This window comes from Providencia sp. PROV122, assembly GCF_028482365.1.
Taxonomy (GTDB): domain Bacteria; phylum Pseudomonadota; class Gammaproteobacteria; order Enterobacterales; family Enterobacteriaceae; genus Providencia; species Providencia stuartii.
The window spans coordinates 105,321-122,460 of the sequence record NZ_JAMPQI010000011.1 but is presented as its reverse complement, the minus strand read 5'-3'; the positions used below and the strand labels follow the sequence as shown (position 1 = coordinate 122,460).

At 41.3% G+C, this 17,140-nt stretch carries 19 protein-coding genes; 9 read left to right on the top strand and 10 right to left on the bottom strand.

The window, feature by feature from the left end:
• The first annotated feature begins 102 nt into the window (after window positions 1-102).
• Window positions 103-264 (top strand): hypothetical protein, encoded by a 162-nt coding sequence (locus PSE69_RS09890; RefSeq protein WP_154598661.1) that lies wholly within the window; start codon window positions 103-105, stop codon window positions 262-264.
• Window positions 265-493: 229 nt separating this feature from the next.
• Here the strand turns inward: PSE69_RS09890 and PSE69_RS09885 are convergent, their stop codons facing one another.
• From PSE69_RS09885 to PSE69_RS09865, 5 genes are all read right to left on the bottom strand, one after another.
• The gene (locus PSE69_RS09885) at window positions 494-1,150 is read right to left on the bottom strand and encodes a Crp/Fnr family transcriptional regulator (RefSeq protein WP_036940251.1); all 657 of its coding nucleotides are present in this window, start codon (window positions 1,148-1,150) and stop codon (window positions 494-496) included.
• 21 nt (window positions 1,151-1,171) lie between these two features.
• Window positions 1,172-2,440 carry a NupC/NupG family nucleoside CNT transporter gene (locus PSE69_RS09880; RefSeq protein ID WP_014658360.1) on the bottom strand — a complete coding sequence of 423 codons (1,269 nt, stop codon included), beginning with the start codon at window positions 2,438-2,440 and terminating at the stop codon, window positions 1,172-1,174.
• Window positions 2,441-2,466: 26 nt separating this feature from the next.
• On the bottom strand, window positions 2,467-3,714 hold the full coding sequence (locus PSE69_RS09875; protein WP_004919812.1) for an adenosylhomocysteinase: 1,248 nt from the start codon (window positions 3,712-3,714) through the stop codon (window positions 2,467-2,469).
• A gap of 154 nt (window positions 3,715-3,868) precedes the next feature.
• Entirely contained in the window at window positions 3,869-4,933 is a 1,065-nt protein-coding gene (gene ada / locus PSE69_RS09870) for a bifunctional DNA-binding transcriptional regulator/O6-methylguanine-DNA methyltransferase Ada (RefSeq protein ID WP_121874988.1), read from the bottom strand.
• Window positions 4,934-5,019: 86 nt separating this feature from the next.
• Entirely contained in the window at window positions 5,020-6,204 is a 1,185-nt protein-coding gene (locus tag PSE69_RS09865) for an MFS transporter (RefSeq protein WP_121874987.1), read from the bottom strand.
• A gap of 123 nt (window positions 6,205-6,327) precedes the next feature.
• On the opposite strand from PSE69_RS09865, the gene PSE69_RS09860 reads away from it, so the two are divergent.
• A complete protein-coding gene (locus PSE69_RS09860) occupies window positions 6,328-7,227 on the top strand; it encodes a LysR family transcriptional regulator (protein ID WP_172955140.1) in 900 nt (299 codons plus the stop codon).
• Here PSE69_RS09860 and PSE69_RS09855 read toward each other — a convergent pair whose 3' ends face one another.
• The gene (locus PSE69_RS09855; protein ID WP_230088962.1) at window positions 7,228-8,016 is read right to left on the bottom strand and encodes a helix-turn-helix domain-containing protein; all 789 of its coding nucleotides are present in this window, start codon (window positions 8,014-8,016) and stop codon (window positions 7,228-7,230) included.
• Window positions 8,017-8,211: 195 nt separating this feature from the next.
• On the opposite strand from PSE69_RS09855, the gene PSE69_RS09850 reads away from it, so the two are divergent.
• From PSE69_RS09850 to PSE69_RS09825, 6 genes are all read left to right on the top strand, one after another.
• Complete coding sequence (locus PSE69_RS09850; RefSeq protein ID WP_004919796.1) at window positions 8,212-8,754, top strand: GNAT family N-acetyltransferase; 543 nt, start codon at window positions 8,212-8,214, stop codon at window positions 8,752-8,754.
• Window positions 8,755-8,972: 218 nt separating this feature from the next.
• Window positions 8,973-10,400, top strand: coding sequence for a Na+/H+ antiporter NhaC family protein (locus PSE69_RS09845; protein WP_004919795.1), 1,428 nt, complete (start codon window positions 8,973-8,975; stop codon window positions 10,398-10,400).
• Window positions 10,401-10,417: 17 nt separating this feature from the next.
• Window positions 10,418-11,410 (top strand): D-cysteine desulfhydrase, encoded by a 993-nt coding sequence (locus tag PSE69_RS09840; protein ID WP_004919792.1) that lies wholly within the window; start codon window positions 10,418-10,420, stop codon window positions 11,408-11,410.
• A 304-nt stretch (window positions 11,411-11,714) separates the two neighbouring features.
• The gene (locus PSE69_RS09835; RefSeq protein ID WP_004919790.1) at window positions 11,715-12,152 is read left to right on the top strand and encodes a GNAT family N-acetyltransferase; all 438 of its coding nucleotides are present in this window, start codon (window positions 11,715-11,717) and stop codon (window positions 12,150-12,152) included.
• 28 nt (window positions 12,153-12,180) lie between these two features.
• The gene (locus tag PSE69_RS09830; protein ID WP_004919788.1) at window positions 12,181-12,693 is read left to right on the top strand and encodes a GNAT family N-acetyltransferase; all 513 of its coding nucleotides are present in this window, start codon (window positions 12,181-12,183) and stop codon (window positions 12,691-12,693) included.
• 152 nt (window positions 12,694-12,845) lie between these two features.
• Window positions 12,846-13,397 carry an SMI1/KNR4 family protein gene (locus tag PSE69_RS09825; protein ID WP_004919786.1) on the top strand — a complete coding sequence of 184 codons (552 nt, stop codon included), beginning with the start codon at window positions 12,846-12,848 and terminating at the stop codon, window positions 13,395-13,397.
• Window positions 13,398-13,515: 118 nt separating this feature from the next.
• Here the strand turns inward: PSE69_RS09825 and yqfB are convergent, their stop codons facing one another.
• From yqfB to frmR, 4 genes are read right to left on the bottom strand one after another with little or no spacing between them, the layout of a single operon-like run.
• Window positions 13,516-13,836 (bottom strand): N(4)-acetylcytidine aminohydrolase, encoded by a 321-nt coding sequence (gene yqfB / locus PSE69_RS09820; RefSeq protein ID WP_036940233.1) that lies wholly within the window; start codon window positions 13,834-13,836, stop codon window positions 13,516-13,518.
• 59 nt (window positions 13,837-13,895) lie between these two features.
• Window positions 13,896-14,726 (bottom strand): S-formylglutathione hydrolase, encoded by an 831-nt coding sequence (gene fghA / locus PSE69_RS09815; RefSeq protein ID WP_104873480.1) that lies wholly within the window; start codon window positions 14,724-14,726, stop codon window positions 13,896-13,898.
• Window positions 14,727-14,784: 58 nt separating this feature from the next.
• On the bottom strand, window positions 14,785-15,897 hold the full coding sequence (locus tag PSE69_RS09810; RefSeq protein ID WP_004919779.1) for an S-(hydroxymethyl)glutathione dehydrogenase/class III alcohol dehydrogenase: 1,113 nt from the start codon (window positions 15,895-15,897) through the stop codon (window positions 14,785-14,787).
• Window positions 15,898-15,912: 15 nt separating this feature from the next.
• On the bottom strand, window positions 15,913-16,185 hold the full coding sequence (gene frmR, locus PSE69_RS09805; RefSeq protein ID WP_004919776.1) for a formaldehyde-responsive transcriptional repressor FrmR: 273 nt from the start codon (window positions 16,183-16,185) through the stop codon (window positions 15,913-15,915).
• A gap of 173 nt (window positions 16,186-16,358) precedes the next feature.
• Between frmR and PSE69_RS09800 the strand changes: the two genes are divergently transcribed.
• Window positions 16,359-17,132, top strand: coding sequence for a GNAT family N-acetyltransferase (locus tag PSE69_RS09800; RefSeq protein ID WP_004919771.1), 774 nt, complete (start codon window positions 16,359-16,361; stop codon window positions 17,130-17,132).
• Window positions 17,133-17,140 lie beyond the last annotated feature (8 nt).

Genomic DNA, 17,140 nt, shown 5'->3' with positions numbered 1-17,140 from the left:
CCCATATTTGATCTGTATTATGCAAAAAACGCTATCTGTCACTTTTTTATGATTATTCTCTATGCAAACCTAATTATAAATTTAAAGGTACAAGGGGGTTATATGGAATATGAACATAACAAAGGTGGTAAACCTTATTCTAAATTAATTTTAATAGAGCCTATCGTTTGGATATTGAAAAAATTAACCAATCCAATAAAAGCGATTTATTATCACTTTAAAACCAGAAAGAAATTTGAAAAATATAAAAACCAAAAAATATAAAAATCAATAATTATCAATAGGGTAAACAAAAAAGCATTTTCATATTAATGTTATCTATAAAAGTTTATTGATTCTTAATTATAGTTAACCCTAAGTGTAAAAAGCTTAAATTATTTTTATTTTTCCTATACTCGATAAATAAAACGAGCGATTACGCTATGTTATAAGAAGCTATCCTTTTAATTCATGATGTTATTTTCAGTCATGAAATAGTGATAGCTTTCCTTAATTAACGCGGAGCTAATAAAATGATGTGGCCTTCTTGCTGTATAATACCTTGTTCTTTCAACTTAAATAAAACTTTATCCAAATGGCGACGTGAAGTACCTAAAATTGCGGCTAACGTCTCTCTCGGTAAACGAATTTGGTGGCTCGATAGTTGCGTTAAAATGTACAGCAAGTTCTTTTCAATGGAATCAACGGCGGTCATCAATCGTTGTTCTCCATTAATTAATGAGCGTTTCGCCAATTGTCGATTTAAAAGAATGGATAAGCGGTGGTCTTGAGATAACCAAACTAAAAAACTATCAGATGGGATACGGATCACTCGTGCGTCCGTTAATGCAATCACATCATAGCGATAATGTTTTTGCTGGCACAATGCTTCCATCTCACCAAGAAATTCACCTTTATAACAGAATGTTAAAGCGAGCTCTTTACCGCTATCAGCGAGTTTGTTCACCACAAACTCACCTTCAATGATAATATAGGTGTATTGGTTTTCTGTGCCTTGATGGATCAGTTTGTACCCTTCTTGTAAATGAATGGTACAAAAGGTATTTTTGACTGAGGGTGGCGCATGACGAAATAACCAATCAACATCGGGAAGTAGCTCTTGTTCACTGAACTTTAGCCACAACTCGCGAAAAGGAGTTTCATCCATCATACCTGCCACCCATCACTATGATTAACCTAAAATTAGCCCTGCTATAGCACCGTTCATTAAGTTCGCCAAAATAGCCGCACCAAATGCTTTGAATGCAATACTCGTCAATTCACCACGACGTTCAGGACACATCGCACCGATGCCACCTATCGCAATCCCTATTGTACCTATGTTAGTAAAACCACACAGAGCAAACGAGAGGATCACTTGTGTCTTAACGCTCAATGCTTCGCCTGTCGCTGGCAAAATAGAACCATCTAAATAAGGCTGTAGATTAGCATATGCAATAAATTCATTGAATAATACTTTCTGGCCTAATAACTGCCCTGCGAACTGAGCTTCATTCCAATCAACGCCTAACAGCCATGCTATCGGTGAAAATAGCCAACCAATCAACTGGGTGAGCGAAATTTCATAACCAGTAAAGCTAGTTGCCCACATCATTATGCCATCGAACATTGCAATAATAGCTAACAAAGCCAAGAGCATACCCGCAATATTCAGCGCCATACTAACCCCGACGCTAGCCCCCTGAGTTACCGCATCAATGCTATTACGGTATTCAGATTTTTCGCCTTTCATGGAGCTGACCGTTGTATATTTATCACTGTTCTCTTTAGTTTCAGGGTAAAACAATTTCGCAAACAGTAATCCTGCTGGAGCCGACATAAAGGAAGCCGCCAGTAAATACTCAATTTTCACGCCATACTGGGCGTAACCAAGTAACACTGTTCCCGCAATTGAGGCTATTCCCCCAACCAAAATGGTGAAAAATTCTGAAGAGGATAAATATTTTAAATAAGGGCGGATCACTAACGGCGCTTCCGTCACCCCTAAAAAAATATTTGCAGCTGAAGACATTGATTCCGCTCGTGATGTTCCAAGCAAACGGTGTAATGCTCCACCAATCAAGATGATCAGTTTCTGCATAATACCTACATGAAACAGTAAGGCCGATAGTGCAGATAAAAACACCAGTACAGGTAGTACTTTAAATACAAAAATAAACCCATCGGCACCAAGCAGATCAAACATTTTGTCAGTGGCTAAGCCCCCTAACAAAAATTGTGTGCCTGTTTGTGTATAGTCTAATAATGCGGTGACTTTATCCGCCATCCACATCATAACGCGCTTGCCAGCTGGCAGATATAACATACAAAATGCAAAAGTAAATTGCATTAATAGTGCGATGGAAACGAGCCGTAGGCTTATCCTACGGCGGTTGTTAGAACAAAGGTATGCAACCAATAATATGACAGCAATACCTAAAAGGCTATTCAGTATCGACATCAGCGTCCTCCGCCTACTTTTAACTTTTATTTCAGTTCAAAGGCATTTAAATACTGGTACTGCCTATCACTGAGAGTATCGAAGGAAACACCCATATCTTGTAATTTTAATCGCGCCACTTCACTGTCGATTTCATCGGAAACAGCATACACTTTTTTATCCAGCGCATGTTTGAGTAGATATTCTGCGCCTAAGGCTTGTAAAGCGAAACTCATATCCATAATTTCTGCTGGATGACCATCGGCACAAGCGATATTGACCAGTGCTCCACGCCCCAACAAATAAACGGTACGACCATTTTTCAAGCAGTAGGCTTCAATATTTTGACGTGCTTCATAGGTACTCACACACAATTCTTGCAACGCATTAAGGTTAATTTCGTCTTCAAAATGTCCGGTATTACTAATGATCGCCCCTTCTTTCATTAAACTGAAATGCACCTCAGTCAGCACATCACAGCAACCCGTTGCGGTCACAAAAATATCACCTAGTGGTGCTGCGGCTTCCATCGTCATGACTTCAAAACCATCCATCTTCGCTTCAAGCGCTTTGATTGGGTCGATTTCAGTAATAATGACTTCAGCACCAAGGCCTTTTGCACGCATCGCACAGCCTTTACCACACCAGCCATAACCCGCAACAACCACTTTTTTACCCGCAATCACTAGGTTAGTTGTGCGCATAATGCCATCAAACGTAGATTGCCCTGTACCATAACGGTTATCAAAGAGATGCTTAGACTGCGCCCCATTAATGGAGATCACCGGGAAATTTAGCTCATGGCTTTTTTCACGAGCCATCGCCCTTAACACGCCAGTAGTTGTTTCTTCACAAGCGCCAATAACATGACCTGCATATTCAGGATAAACACTGTGTAATTCATGCACTAAATCGCCACCATCATCGATAACAATATGAGGCTCACATGCCAGTGTCTCTTTTACAAATTGTTGGTATTCTTCGGCGCTAGCACCATGAATTGCAAATGTATTGATACCACTTTTCACTAATGCCGCTACGATATCGTCCTTAGTCGACATAGGATTACTGCCAGTCACCGATACTTTCGCACCGCCAGCGGCAAAAACTTGAGCAAGATAAGCGGTTTTCGCTTCTAAATGGATAGATAATGCAATGCGTTTGCCCGCAAAAGGCTTCTCTTTACTAAAGCGAGCTTCTAAAGCACGCAATAGCGGCATATGAGCACGCACCCAAGCAATTTTTTGTTCGCCAGCCGGCGCTAGAGATAAATCTTTATAGATACTTGTGACCATCTTAAATTCCTTTCAATATGTTGCTTAGAATGAAGCAAAACATACAAAACGAACGATAGTCACAATAGGTCATTTGCCCATATTAGGTTGAAAAAGTGTTAACGAGATATAATTATGGCAAACAATTTTGCGTTGTGATTATTTGTTAAACGAATCATTTACTCACCGCTTCTTTATCCAACAACTGACGTTTACGTGCAATACCCCAGCGATAACCGGACAAAGCACCATCATTTCGCACCACTCGATGGCAAGGAATTGCCACAGCCAGCATATTTGCCGCACAAGCGCCGGCAACCGCTCTTACTGCTTTTGGATGACCTATCTGTTTAGCAATATCACTGTAACTGACCGTTGTGCCAACAGGGATAGTGCGCAATGCTTGCCAAACACGTTGCTGAAATGCTGTACCGCGAATATCTAAAGGTAAATTTAATCCAATTTCGGGGGCTTCAACAAAACCGATTACTTGTGCAACCAACGTTTCAAACTCACTATCTCCCCCGATTAATTCAGCATGAGGAAACTTATCTTGTAAGTCTTTGAGCAGTTTTTCAGGATCGTCGCCCAACAAAATAGCACAGACCCCGACTGAACTTTGCGCCACTAAAATATCGCCTAATGAGCACATGGCTAATGCAAAGTAGATTTTTGCTCCCTCGCCACCAGTTTTCCATGCTGTTGGCGTCATGCCTAAGCGCTCCGCCGAGGTTTCATAAAAACGGCTATCTGAACTAAATCCAGCATCATAAATCGCATCAGTAATACGCGATTGCTGCTGTAATTGCTGACGCAGCTTCCCATGCCGGTAAGCATCAGCATAAGCTTTTGGGGTAAGCCCTGTTTGAGCTTTGAATAAGCGATGAAAGTGATAGCGACTGATCCCCACAAAAGCGGCAATATCATCGATTTTCACTGACGTACCGCTTTGTTCTATATAGCGGCAGGCTTGTGCAATTTTTTCTTGGTAAAATTGTTCAAGTTGAGCAGCCTCTTTCGTGCTACGTTTACCGGGCCGGTAGCCTTTATCTAACGCCTGTTGTTCGTTATCAAAAAACTCGATATTCTCTCGTTTCGGTAAACGCCCCGCGGCTGACGGATGGCAGTAAATGCGTGAAGTACGGACACCATAAACAAAATGACCATCCGCGGCTTTATCGCGGGCAACAATCGCTTGCCAACGTGCTTCATCACTTAACCATTTGTTTACTGTTGTCATAGTCATACTCCATTTCTATCGTGTGTTGCCGCCATTATTCGTTAAATAAGGCAGCAACAAACTCCATCTCTTGCTTTTTAGTCGCATTAGTCACAGATGCAGACCGCTGGCTGAGTACTTTCTTTTCGTAAGTTTTTACGTACTTTCAACCATAAAACCACAATACCTAATAATGCGACTAACGTTCCCATATAACTCACCGTTGAGTAACTGTAGCCAAATGATAATACGCTAGCCCCAATCGCTGCACCAATCGCATTACCGAGGTTAAAAGCGCCTACATTCACCGAAGATGCTAACGCTTGCGCCCCAACCGCGGCTTTCATGACTAAAATTTGCAAAGGGGGAACAATGCCAAAACTAAAAATACTCCACAGGGCTAACCCTAGTCCGGCACCTATTGCTGTCGTACCTATCATTGGGAAAATAACCATACTTAAGGCCAACATGCCAAAGAACACAAACAATGTTCCATATAAAGTGCGATCCGCAAATCGCCCACCAAGATAGTTACCGATAGAAAAACCGACACCGATAATCACCAGCATTAGTGTGATCATTGAGTCAGAAGCATCAATAAATTGCATTAACATCGGTGCGACATAAGTATACAAGGTAAACATCGCACTAGCTCCTAACACCGTACTTAACATGCCTAACATCACTTGGGGTTTTCGTAAAATACGCAATTCAGCCCGAACGTTGACAACTTGACCCTTTAAATGGCGAGGCAACGCCAAGACTAAACTAATGAGTGTGATAACGCCTAACCCTGAAATGACCAAAAAAGCCTGTCGCCACCCTATGACTTGGGTCAGTTTTGTCATCAAAGGTACTCCACCTATATTGGCGATCGTTAACCCCATAAACATCGCAGCGATTGCACTAGCTTGCTTACCAGGAGGAACAACACTCGCGGCAACCATTGCCCCTAACCCGAAAAATGCACCATGATTTAAGCTAGTCACCAATCGAGAAAGTGACAGCGTCACTAAATCAGGTGACATCGCAGATAATAAATTGCCTATGGTAAATATAGACATAAGTAAGATCAGTGCGTATTTAGGGCGATATTTGACTAATACCAATGTCATTATAGGAGCACCAATCATGACACCTAACGCGTAAATAATCACAATTGATCCGACAGAAGGAATAGCCACATCCAAATTGCTGGCAATATAAGGCAACATCCCCATCGGGGAAAATTCAGTTACGCCGATAGCGAATGCACCTATCGATAATGCAAAAAGTGCGACATTGATTCTCATAAATAGACCTTGCTAATAAATACTTATTTTTTATTGAGTACACTAAAGTGGCGTGATCTTTTCATATTGATGTGTCATGAAAAAGCCGTTAAGGTGAGAAAAACTTTTGCCGGAATTGCAAAAATGAAAATGACCTTTGAAGAGTTGCAAGTATTTATTAGCGTGGTTGACTGCGGCTCTATTACCGCAGCGGCAGAACAGTTGAATATGACAATATCAACAGTTAGTCGTACCCTTCTTAGGCTTGAAGAAAAAATACAAACAACCCTGATTTATCGCACAACACGTAAAATTAAACTCAGTGATGAAGGGGGAGCATTTTTGCAAAAGGCGCGAGAGATAGTCCAGCTTGCTCAAGAAGCCGAAGAGATGTTATCAGCACGTCAAACCATTCCATCTGGGAAGTTGCGTATTGATGCGTCGACGCCTTTTTTAACCCGTGTAATAGCACCTTTGCTCCCATTATTTAGTGAGCAGTACCCACAAATTGAGTTAGAAATTACTAATTTTGAAGGGTTTACTAACCTATTAGAGAAAAAAACAGATGTCGCCTTTCGGATCGGCTCTCTAAAAGATTCATCATTAAATGCAACATTAATTGGTTATAGTCAAAAGCGGCTACTTGCTAGCCCTGCTTATCTCAAAAAATATGGTGTTCCCAGCAGCGTTGATGATTTAATTCACCATCGTTTGCTAGGTTTTACTGCTCCGGAAACATTAAATATTTGGCCGATAAAAATGGCAGATGGTACACCACTTAAAATAACGCCAGATATTGCCGCAGCCAGCGGTGAAGTGTTATTCCACTTAGCGGTTCAAGGCTGTGGGATCTTACTTTCTTCTGATTTCGTTAGCTATGAGGCACTCGCAAATGGCCAATTAGTGCAGGTTCTAACTGAACAGACCGATGAGGTAAAACAACCTATTCATGCTGTTTACTATCGCAACCAAGCGGTTTCACCTAGGTTACGCTGTTTTATTGATTTTGTGAAAAAGCATGGCACGCAGATTGAGACAAGCTGATTAGTCAGTAACATCACGACGATGACCTTTTTTAAAATTAGATAAGGTTAGCCCTGTATGCCGTTTAAAATATCGACAGAGATAAGAGGTGTCCTCAAAGTTGAGTTGCGCCGCCACTTCTTTGATTGATTTATCTCCACCACCTAACAACGCTTTGATTTCGAGCACAACTTGCCTATCAATCAACGCCTTTGGGGTATCATTAAAAAAATCGCTGGTGATTTGAGACAAATAAAATGGTGTGACGGCTAATTTCCGTGCATAAAATTGGACGTCTCGATGCTCTTTACAATACTGTGTGATCATATCCCAAAAACGCCAGCACAACTGTTCTTTACGGCTTTGTTGTGCTTTTTGTTTAAGGGGTGTTGGTGGCATTTTATTGGCTATCAATAGAAAGAAATTTTGCACATGATGGCATAACATGGTCGTTACGTATTCGCCCTGTTGTTGAATAATAAAATCGAATAACGCTTGCCATTGCTGTAACGCAGCCAAATCAGCTTGCTCCACAGATAGCACCGGCGACGCATTAAAAAATGCAAACAGTGGATTTGGTAACTGAAAAGCGACATCAACTGCAAAATCCTTTTCAAGTAAAAAATAATCAAACAGAGAAGCCCCTGAACACTGTTGCACCATGACAAACGTATCGTCATACAACACAATGATGTCATTTGCTTTTACGACATATTTTTTAAAATTAATATTAAAAACGGCTCTTCCTCTTTTACAAATCAATACGGCGACATAGGTTGGTACAAGTGGCGTTAACTGTGATCTTGCCAACGTTGTCTCCCCCGTGCTTATAACATGAGGTACACAATATCGGTGATTAAATGAGTTCAGCATGCAGGCCCTCTGTGAGCGTCAATATGGATAATGTGTTGGCAAAAGTACCTAAAGTAACGAGGTTTTGCGCTTATTTCTATCACAAAAATACCTAAAATAGGCAGTATCTAGAAAACAATAAGGAAAATCTCGATGAAACTTTATACTGAAAGGCTAATTTTGCGCCCTTGGCAAGAAAGCGATGCTAACGACTTGTATGAATACGCGAAAGATGAACGTGTTGGACCTATCGCGGGTTGGCCCCCTCATAAAAGTGTGGAAGAAAGCCGCTCCATCATCAAAACGATGTTTATGCGTGACGAAGTTTATGCTGTCGCTTTAAAAGAAGATAACCGTGCTATTGGTTTAATTGGTCTGTCCATGCAGGCTGATAGCCAATTACCTATCGGAAAAAACGATGCTGAAATCAGTTATTGGATAGGAGTGCCATTCTGGGGGCGAGGCTTAATCCCTGAAGCGGTTCGCGAGATCATTCGCCACGGATTTGCCGATTTAAAATTAGAGAACTTATGGAGTGGTTATTTTCAAGGCAATCTGCAATCTAAAGCCGTTCAAGAAAAATGCGGATTAACCCATTACGGCACCCTTGAACCCAAATACATGGAATTAATAGGTGAAACGAAAATTGAAGAAATAAGTCGGATCACTTATCAAGAATGGAAAAACCGCACATAATTTCTTTGTTCATAAACAACAGTAAAAGAGCTATTGCCTAATGGCTCTTTTGCCTATAACTATCATTTTTATACACTTCCGGTCGATTCAGGCCGATTTTTTTGTTACAAAACGCTGCGAATAAACAGTTATCTATTCATTAATCTTACCTATCAGTGCTATGATTTTTCGATAATTATAATTTTAAAATAAAAAATTCATTGCAAATAGGTAACCACATGCAAGATTATGGTATTTGGACAGTTATTACTCCCATCGTCACTATTCTGTTGGCGATCCTCACCCGCCAAGTCATGCTTTCGCTCATGCTAGGGATCTTGGTCGGCTTTACCGTTATTCATGACCACAATATATTGCTTGGGATCAAAGGAACTGTCGATGGCGTTATTGATACCTTCGCATCACCGGGAAATACACGCACGATAGTCTTTATGGTGATGATTGGTGGAATTATGCGCTTAGTTGTAGTCACGGGAGGCGTTCGCGCATTAGTCCAACTACTTTCCAATCGGACACAGCTAGTCAAAAACCGAGTCACCACTCAACTTTTGGCTATTTTGATCACCTCATTAATTTTCATAGAAAGCTCCATTAATCAGCTAGTCGCAGGCGCTTCGACTAAAAACCTCGCACGCAAATACGCCGTCGCACCGGAAAAAATGTCTTATATCATCCAAACCGCTTGTGTTTCTGTTTGCTCTTCCGCGGTTATCAACGGTTGGGGGGCAGTGATTATGGGGTTAATTGGCGTCCAGATCTCACAAGGGCTTATCACTGGTGAACCTTTTGATATTTTGATTAAATCAATCGGTTATAATTTGATGGCTTGGTTGTCGCTTGCCACTATTTTATTCTACGTATTCACGAATATATCTTGGGGCCCAATGAAAAAGGCTGAGATGCGATATCAGGCTAATCATACCGTGGAAGCCGATTCTCAGCAGCATGACGCAGATGACGAAACGGATATTATTGATCACCCCAATGCTCACTCCGTTTTGAACTTTTTCATTCCTATCCTTTCAACTGTATTAATGGTTCCCGTTGCCTTGTATATCACTGGTGATGGTGATTTTAGTAAAGGAAGTGGCTCAACGTCCGTTTATTGGGGAGTCATGTTTGGTACTGCTGTCTCTTTTTGCTGGTTTATTGGGCGTCGATTGCTCAATATTGAGCATTTCTTTCAAGAATTATTCATTGGCTATGCCAATATGCTAAAAATCAGCTCAATTATGATCTTAGCCTTTTTAATGGGGAATGTTTCAGCGGAGCTAAATACAGGGACTTATATTGCCAGCGTCACACAAGGGGTGATGGCTCCCGGCTTCTCTATTGGCTTTGTTTTTATCATTAGCGCCATTATGTCGTTGGCAACAGGAACTTCATGGGGCACCTTTGCCATTATGATCCCTATTGGCGTGCAGCTAGGGATATCCGTCGGTATGCCTATTGAATATATGATAGGTGCCGCCATTTCTGGATCAATCTTTGGTGATATGACCTCACCCATTTCCGCTGATGCGATCGTCGCGTCAATGGCGACAGATTGTGATCATATTGAGCATATTCGAACACAAATGCCCTATGCATTAGTCACTGCAAGTATGGTACTCGCTATTTATCTATACTTAGGTTTTTCACATTAGTTTCCGAGGAAGTTGACATGTCACTACAACAAAAACTAGCCCAATTTACCAAGTTGAGTTTGAACAAAAGCTCGACTCCCCTTGAACGACTTGAAAACTTATCTCGTGTATATGGTCGTGAGATCTTTATTAAACGTGATGACATTTCGCCTCTCGCGATGGGAGGAAACAAACTACGAAAATTAGAGTTTCTTATTGCTGACGCATTAGAGAAAAAGGCAAAAGTGATTGTTACCGCAGGTGCAATTCAATCTAATCATGTGCGCCAAACGGCGGCAGTTGCGGCTATGTATGGGCTAAGATGTATTGCTTTACTGGAGAACCCTATACAAAGTGACGACCCTAATTTTTTGCATAACGGCAATAAATTGCTGACCAATCTATTTGGGGCTGAATCTGTCATGTGTGAGGCTTTAACCGACCCTCAAGCTCAAATGGAAGAACTCATTCAAACATTAGCATTAGAAGATGCTTATATTGTTCCTGTCGGTGGCTCTAATGCCCTTGGCGCTCTTGGCTATGTTCAATGTGCCATCGAAATTGCTCAACAAAAGCCTTTAGAAGTGGAGTTTGATAAAGTCATTGTGGCTTCGGGCAGCGCGGGCACCCATGCAGGTCTGGCTATCGGCCTACAAGAGCTGTTACCTCACTCTCAAGTCATAGGTGTGACAGTGTCACGTTTTAAGCAAGATCAGGCACCAAAAGTTGAAAAAATACAGCGGGAATTAGCTGAACTACTCGCTATTTTAAAAACGCCAGAAATAGCGCTCTGGGATGGATTCTTTGAACCTATGTATGGCATGCCAAATCAAGCAGGCCTAAACGCTATCACCCTACTGGCTCGCAGTGAGGGAATTTTGTTAGATCCTGTTTATACAGGCAAAGCAATGGCTGGTTTAATCGATTATTTAGAAAACTCAAATGAAAAAACGCCGGTCCTGTTTGTGCATACAGGGGGCGCACCAGCCCTATTTGCTTATCCCGAAATCAACAAAATAGTTAATCAATAATTAAAAACGGCTCATGCTATTGTGAGCCGTCTTCTCATTTACCGCGATTAACTTAGGCTGATAATCCCCTTCATATCCCCTATGCAAAACAGCGTTCCCAACATCAATTGATCTATAAATCAGCGGTATTCACCTAGATTTACGCTTCTTAAACAAATAATAAGCGCCATGGTTAAACACCGTCAATCAGCCAACCTGTTCATCTCCTCACTCTTTTTTCGCGCCAAAAATGCGCTATACGGACGTTTCTGTAGGCATTGAATAATGAGTTGTATAGACTAATTATTCGATATGGGAGGCAAAGATGAATCTTCAATTACGTACAATAACCAAAGAAAATTACGAAGCAATATCATTACTTGAGGTGTTTGAAGAACAAGAAGATTTTGTTGCTTCAAATACATGGTCTCTGCTTGAAGCAGCATATAATAAGGAGTATGTCACTAGAGGCATTTATCTGGGTGATACCCCCGTAGGCTTTTTTATGTGGGTGCCGAAATCAGATAACACCGTTGCTATTTGGCGCTTTATGATTGATAAGTCACATCAAAATCATGGTATTGGCCGTCAAGCAATGGCGTTAGCCCTAGCAGAAATTAAGCAAGATAATTCATTGCAAGCCATTGAAATTTGCTATAACCCTAAAAATAGCGTCGCAAAATCATTTTACTCATCATTTGGTTTTCAAGAGATTGGGTTAGATGAAGATGATGAAGAAATGCTTGCTATGATGTACTTATAATATTAACAATCTGAAAAATAATATATTTATGAAAATCATACTCCGAAAAGCGACAGAACAAGACGCACAATTACTCTATAAGATAGGCATGGAAAGCTACCTCTATCACTTTGCAAAGCGATGGAAAAATGCAGATGAGCTAGCCAGCTATGTTTATCATGAATACTCTCCCTTTAAAATTATAAGTGATATGCAGCAATCGAATATTGAGTGGTTTGTGATTGAGAATTCCCAACCTATCGGGTTAGTCAAATTAACTTACCATTCCACTATCCCTGATGAAACAATTCAGGGAACCCAACTCAATAAGCTCTACTTTTTACCTAGCCAAACGGGGCAAGGCAATGGCTCCCTCGTATTTAAGCAGATTGAAGCCCTGACTAAGCAGCATGGTGATACCCTATTATGGTTAGATGTTCTCGCTGATAACCACTCGGCGCTCAGTTTTTATCAAGCAAATGGCATGCATAAACTCAAAGAGGTTATATTTACCCGCCATACTCAACAAAGCCTTGAGTTTATTATGGGGAAAGTAATCTAGTTTGCTTAGTGGACGATAATGAAAACCACATTTTCACTCAAGTAAAAGGGAGCTTATTGCGACGATGGGTCATTCGGAACTTGCCTACATGATTTCTGTTTTTTATATAATAAAATTTGCGCGACAAATCATAGAGAAAGGAGTAGCTTGTCATGACGCCAGAACAATTTCATGAGCAAATTTGGAAGGCATTAAAGCCCATCAATAAAGAAGAATTTCACGCCGTTGCCTCAGTTCCACCAACGGCAGAAGCTGTCTCTTTTATTGAGACATCAACGGGGATTAAAATTCCTGAAGAATTCACCACATTCTCAATGAAAACCAATGGGCTATGCATTATGGCCAAAGAGTCTGTATGGCCTGAAGCAAAATTATTTGATGTGGCTCCTGCATGGACATTCCATTGTGGTGTAGTGCTCCTTGGTATAGATACCGATGATCTCCCTGAATGGGCAAGTATTTTAGAAGCTTATAAACAGCTTGTTGAGCGTTTTGAAATCACAGATGTTCTCCCTTTACTCACAATCTATGGTGACGGTAATCATGTATGGGGTGTTCGCAAAGATGGTGCCTTTGTCGAAGTCTATGATGATGAAATCACTGTACTCGATAAAGAGTTTACTGACGTTTATTCTGAAGAAATCGAAGCCTTGATGCAGCGACTCAATGATATGAAAAAACGCGTCGCCGCACGCCAAAAATAATTTTTAACCACGGTATGAGGGGCTTTTTCCTTAAATAGCCTCTCCTCGATACCATTTAATTGCCCTCCAAACATGTGCTTAAAAATAAAGCTATCTCAACCTTTTCGTTCAATTAATCCTATTCCACTAAACGGTAATGGATAACAAACAGTGATTGCTCTGTTGGATAAATTTCACGAATAAGGCTTTTTAAATTATCCAGCGTCATCGCCTCCTGTGTTGCGTGATACTCCGAAATATCATCGTAATCGATCGGTTCAACAGAGAGGATTTCTATATCCGTATAGTACTTCCCCGTTTCAAGAGCAAACACCTTAACAACTGAGTGCGGTACGTAATGGCTTTCATGTTGATCACGAATAGTAATGACTTTTTTACCTGAGATAACCAAAGGTAGCAGCCGCTCATAAAACGTGATTGTGTCTGGCACTGTATTCACATCAAATCCCTGTATAAAAAATAGGGGTTGGTGATGACAATTTCATCACCAACCGATAATTACGACTTAAGATAACGTGCATGAAATGCAATATGATCACCAATAAAGCTAGCAATAAAATAATAGCTGTGGTCATAGCCTTCACGTAAATTCAATGTGAAATTATGGCGTTTACGATTGCACACTTCATCAAATAATTCAGGTTGTAATTGTTCTTGGTAAAAAGGATCTGCCGTTCCCACATCAACCAACATCGGCGGTGTCGATTGCGCCTCATTCAATAAATTGATGGTATCATAGCGAGACCAAAGCGATTTATCCTCACCGAGATAAGCAGAAAATGCCTTTTGCCCCCATGGTACTTGTGTGGGAGCAACGATTGGCGCAAAAGCCGATAAACTACAGTAACGGTCTGAGTTACGTAGGCCAATCATCAATGCACCATGCCCCCCCATAGAATGCCCACAAATGGCACGTTTACCATTGGCGGGTAAGTTCGCTTCGACCAATGCGGGCAGTTCGGAGACAATATAGTCATACATTTTATAATGGCTAACCCAGGGTTCTCTTATTGCATTTAAATAGAACCCTGCACCTTGCCCTAAATCATATGCCTCATCATCAGCAACCTGTTCACCTCGAGGGCTGGTATCAGGTGCGATCAAAATAACACCATGCTCTGCTGCAAACTGCTGTGCGCCAGCTTTTGTAATAAAGTTTTGTTCATTACAAGTTAAACCCGATAACCAGTAAATAACCGGGTATTGTTTGTTCGCTGCCTCAGAAGGTAAAAAAGCCGCAAACCTCATATCGCAATTCAATACGGTAGAATGGTGCTGATAGACATCTTGCCAGCCGCCAAAACAGGCGTGACGTTCAATCCTTTCCATACAATCTCCTTATCAATTTGAATGTAAGATAAGCCCGACATTTCGGGCTTGCGGACAATTAATCGTAATGGATCACTGTACGAATGGATTTACCTTCATGCATTAAGTCAAAGGCTTCATTAATCTTTTCCAGAGGCAGTGTATGAGTCACGAAAGGCGCTAACTCAATATCCCCTTTCATGGCATCTTCGACCATTCCTGGAAGTTGGCTGCGACCTTTTACACCGCCAAATGCCGTTCCTCGCCATGAACGCCCTGTTACCAGTTGGAACGGACGCGTCGAGATTTCTTGTCCTGCACCTGCAACACCAATGATAATGGATTGGCCCCAACCACGATGCGCACTCTCTAGCGCAGCTCTCATCACATTAACATTACCAATACATTCAAAGGTATGATCAACACCCCATTCTGTCATTTCAATAAGGACTTGCTGAATCGGCTTATCAAAATCGTTAGGGTTCAAACAATCTGTCGCACCAAATTGGCGCGCTAACTCAAATTTTGCAGGATTAGTATCAATTGCAATAATACGCCCTGCTTTTGCTTGCCTTGCTCCTTGGATAACGGCAAGGCCAATACCCCCTAGGCCAAACACTGCAACAGAATCGCCTTCTTGAACTTTAGCTGTATTATGTACCGCGCCGATCCCCGTTGTGACTCCGCAACCCAATAGACATACCTCTTGGTGATTGGCTTCTGGATTAATTTTCGCTAATGACACCTCTGCAACCACGGTATATTCACTGAAAGTAGAGCATCCCATATAATGGTAGAGCGGTTGGCCATTATAAGAAAAGCGGGTTGTACCATCTGGCATAACACCTTTACCTTGTGTTGCGCGAACGGATACACACAAGTTTGTTTTACCTGATTGACAAAATACACATTCGCCACACTCTGCCGTATATAAAGGGATCACGTGATCACCTGGTTTTACACTTGTGACACCTTCCCCGACCTCAACCACGACACCTGCCCCTTCATGGCCTAACACAACAGGAAATAAGCCTTCAGGATCATCCCCTGATAAGGTAAATGCGTCAGTATGACAAACACCGGTATGACTAATTTTTACTAATACTTCTCCCGCCTTAGGTGGCATCACATCAATTTCAACAATTTTCAGTGGTTCCCCAGGCCCAAATGCGACCGCTGCACGTGATTTCATATTGATTCCTTATTTTTAACGCAGGTATGTTCGAATAAGAGAAATAGCGTCATCAACTGACTCTTTTTGGCTCTGCGTAGTTGCAGACTCCTGTAATCCTTCTCGTAGATGGCTCTCTAAAACCCCCGCCATCAACCCATTGACCGCTCCTCTAATTGCCGCAATTTGCTGCAACACAGCACTGCACTCCACTTCATCTTCTAGAGCCGATTCCAGTGCCAGCAGTTGTCCTTTTAATTTCCTGACCCGAGTCAGAACCGCTTTTTTTTCTTTTGGTGAATGTGGCATCGTTAGTCATCCATCATATACATAGGGGGAGTATAGTATTTTTCAGATCCACTGTACAGAATAGCAAAATTATAGGTCTAAAAATGCGCTATTGGTGAGGCACGCTATTAAGGAAAATCCGCTTCTTGTAGACTGGCTTTTAGGATAATAAGACTGATAAATGAGATAATTGAATGAAAAATAATGAGCTGTGTTTTTATCAACAAGAGCGTCATTTCTGGTCAGGAATTTGCAAAAATACCGTAAGCATCAGTGATACAGCTATCGCATATTTCTCTGAACTTCCTATTCCCGCCTTTAGTTTTATCTACTTACACTCCGGCGCATCAATCGCTGATTTTAAAGCAGGCAATGCACTGTTTTTTGAACAAAAAAAACCTTATGTCCTTGTCGTACATGAAAAAGTGTTGCCACAGCTCGCGCCAATTATGACTAAGAACCAGTATGAAAGTGATGGAGAAACAACGGCAATGGTACTAACCTCATCAAAGATGGTGGATCATACTGACTGTTTACTGCCTGAAGGCTATAGGATTACCTTAAGTAATGAACAGCTGACTGAATGGGCACAGCCATTAATTACTGCGTTTGCAGCCCCTGACAGTGAGGATGATCCAACAGTCATCAACGAATATATCCGTTATCACCAAAGAGCCTTACAGCGAAAGGGGCAACTTCTACACTATGTATTATTTCATGGCAATACCCCTGTCAGTGCGTTAACTCTAACCTTAAACGGTAGCATGGCTCGCCTAGACGATATCGGTACAGATACACAATATCAGCGTCAAGGGTTGGCAACCTTATTGATTAAACATGCTTTAAAAACCTGCACGCAAAATGGGGTCGAACGTTGTTTTCTTGAGGCATCAAGCGATGGGTTATCTATCTACAAAAAATTAGGGTTTACCCCCCTTTTTCGTTACCACAGCTTTATTGTTGAATAGTGGATTGA

Excerpts from the sequence above, each read along its gene's own strand:
- PSE69_RS09890 (WP_154598661.1), top strand. The coding sequence starts at position 103 with ATGGAATATGAACATAACAAAGGTGGTAAACCTTATTCTAAATTAATT.
- PSE69_RS09885 (WP_036940251.1), bottom strand. The coding sequence starts at position 1,150 with ATGATGGATGAAACTCCTTTTCGCGAGTTGTGGCTAAAGTTCAGTGAA.
- PSE69_RS09880 (WP_014658360.1), bottom strand. The coding sequence starts at position 2,440 with ATGTCGATACTGAATAGCCTTTTAGGTATTGCTGTCATATTATTGGTT.
- PSE69_RS09875 (WP_004919812.1), bottom strand. The coding sequence starts at position 3,714 with ATGGTCACAAGTATCTATAAAGATTTATCTCTAGCGCCGGCTGGCGAA.
- ada (WP_121874988.1), bottom strand. The coding sequence starts at position 4,933 with ATGACAACAGTAAACAAATGGTTAAGTGATGAAGCACGTTGGCAAGCG.
- PSE69_RS09865 (WP_121874987.1), bottom strand. The coding sequence starts at position 6,204 with ATGAGAATCAATGTCGCACTTTTTGCATTATCGATAGGTGCATTCGCT.
- PSE69_RS09860 (WP_172955140.1), top strand. The coding sequence starts at position 6,328 with ATGAAAATGACCTTTGAAGAGTTGCAAGTATTTATTAGCGTGGTTGAC.
- PSE69_RS09850 (WP_004919796.1), top strand. The coding sequence starts at position 8,212 with ATGAAACTTTATACTGAAAGGCTAATTTTGCGCCCTTGGCAAGAAAGC.
- PSE69_RS09845 (WP_004919795.1), top strand. The coding sequence starts at position 8,973 with ATGCAAGATTATGGTATTTGGACAGTTATTACTCCCATCGTCACTATT.
- PSE69_RS09840 (WP_004919792.1), top strand. The coding sequence starts at position 10,418 with ATGTCACTACAACAAAAACTAGCCCAATTTACCAAGTTGAGTTTGAAC.
- PSE69_RS09835 (WP_004919790.1), top strand. The coding sequence starts at position 11,715 with ATGAATCTTCAATTACGTACAATAACCAAAGAAAATTACGAAGCAATA.
- PSE69_RS09830 (WP_004919788.1), top strand. The coding sequence starts at position 12,181 with ATGAAAATCATACTCCGAAAAGCGACAGAACAAGACGCACAATTACTC.
- PSE69_RS09825 (WP_004919786.1), top strand. The coding sequence starts at position 12,846 with ATGACGCCAGAACAATTTCATGAGCAAATTTGGAAGGCATTAAAGCCC.
- fghA (WP_104873480.1), bottom strand. The coding sequence starts at position 14,726 with ATGGAAAGGATTGAACGTCACGCCTGTTTTGGCGGCTGGCAAGATGTC.
- PSE69_RS09810 (WP_004919779.1), bottom strand. The coding sequence starts at position 15,897 with ATGAAATCACGTGCAGCGGTCGCATTTGGGCCTGGGGAACCACTGAAA.
- frmR (WP_004919776.1), bottom strand. The coding sequence starts at position 16,185 with ATGCCACATTCACCAAAAGAAAAAAAAGCGGTTCTGACTCGGGTCAGG.
- PSE69_RS09800 (WP_004919771.1), top strand. The coding sequence starts at position 16,359 with ATGAAAAATAATGAGCTGTGTTTTTATCAACAAGAGCGTCATTTCTGG.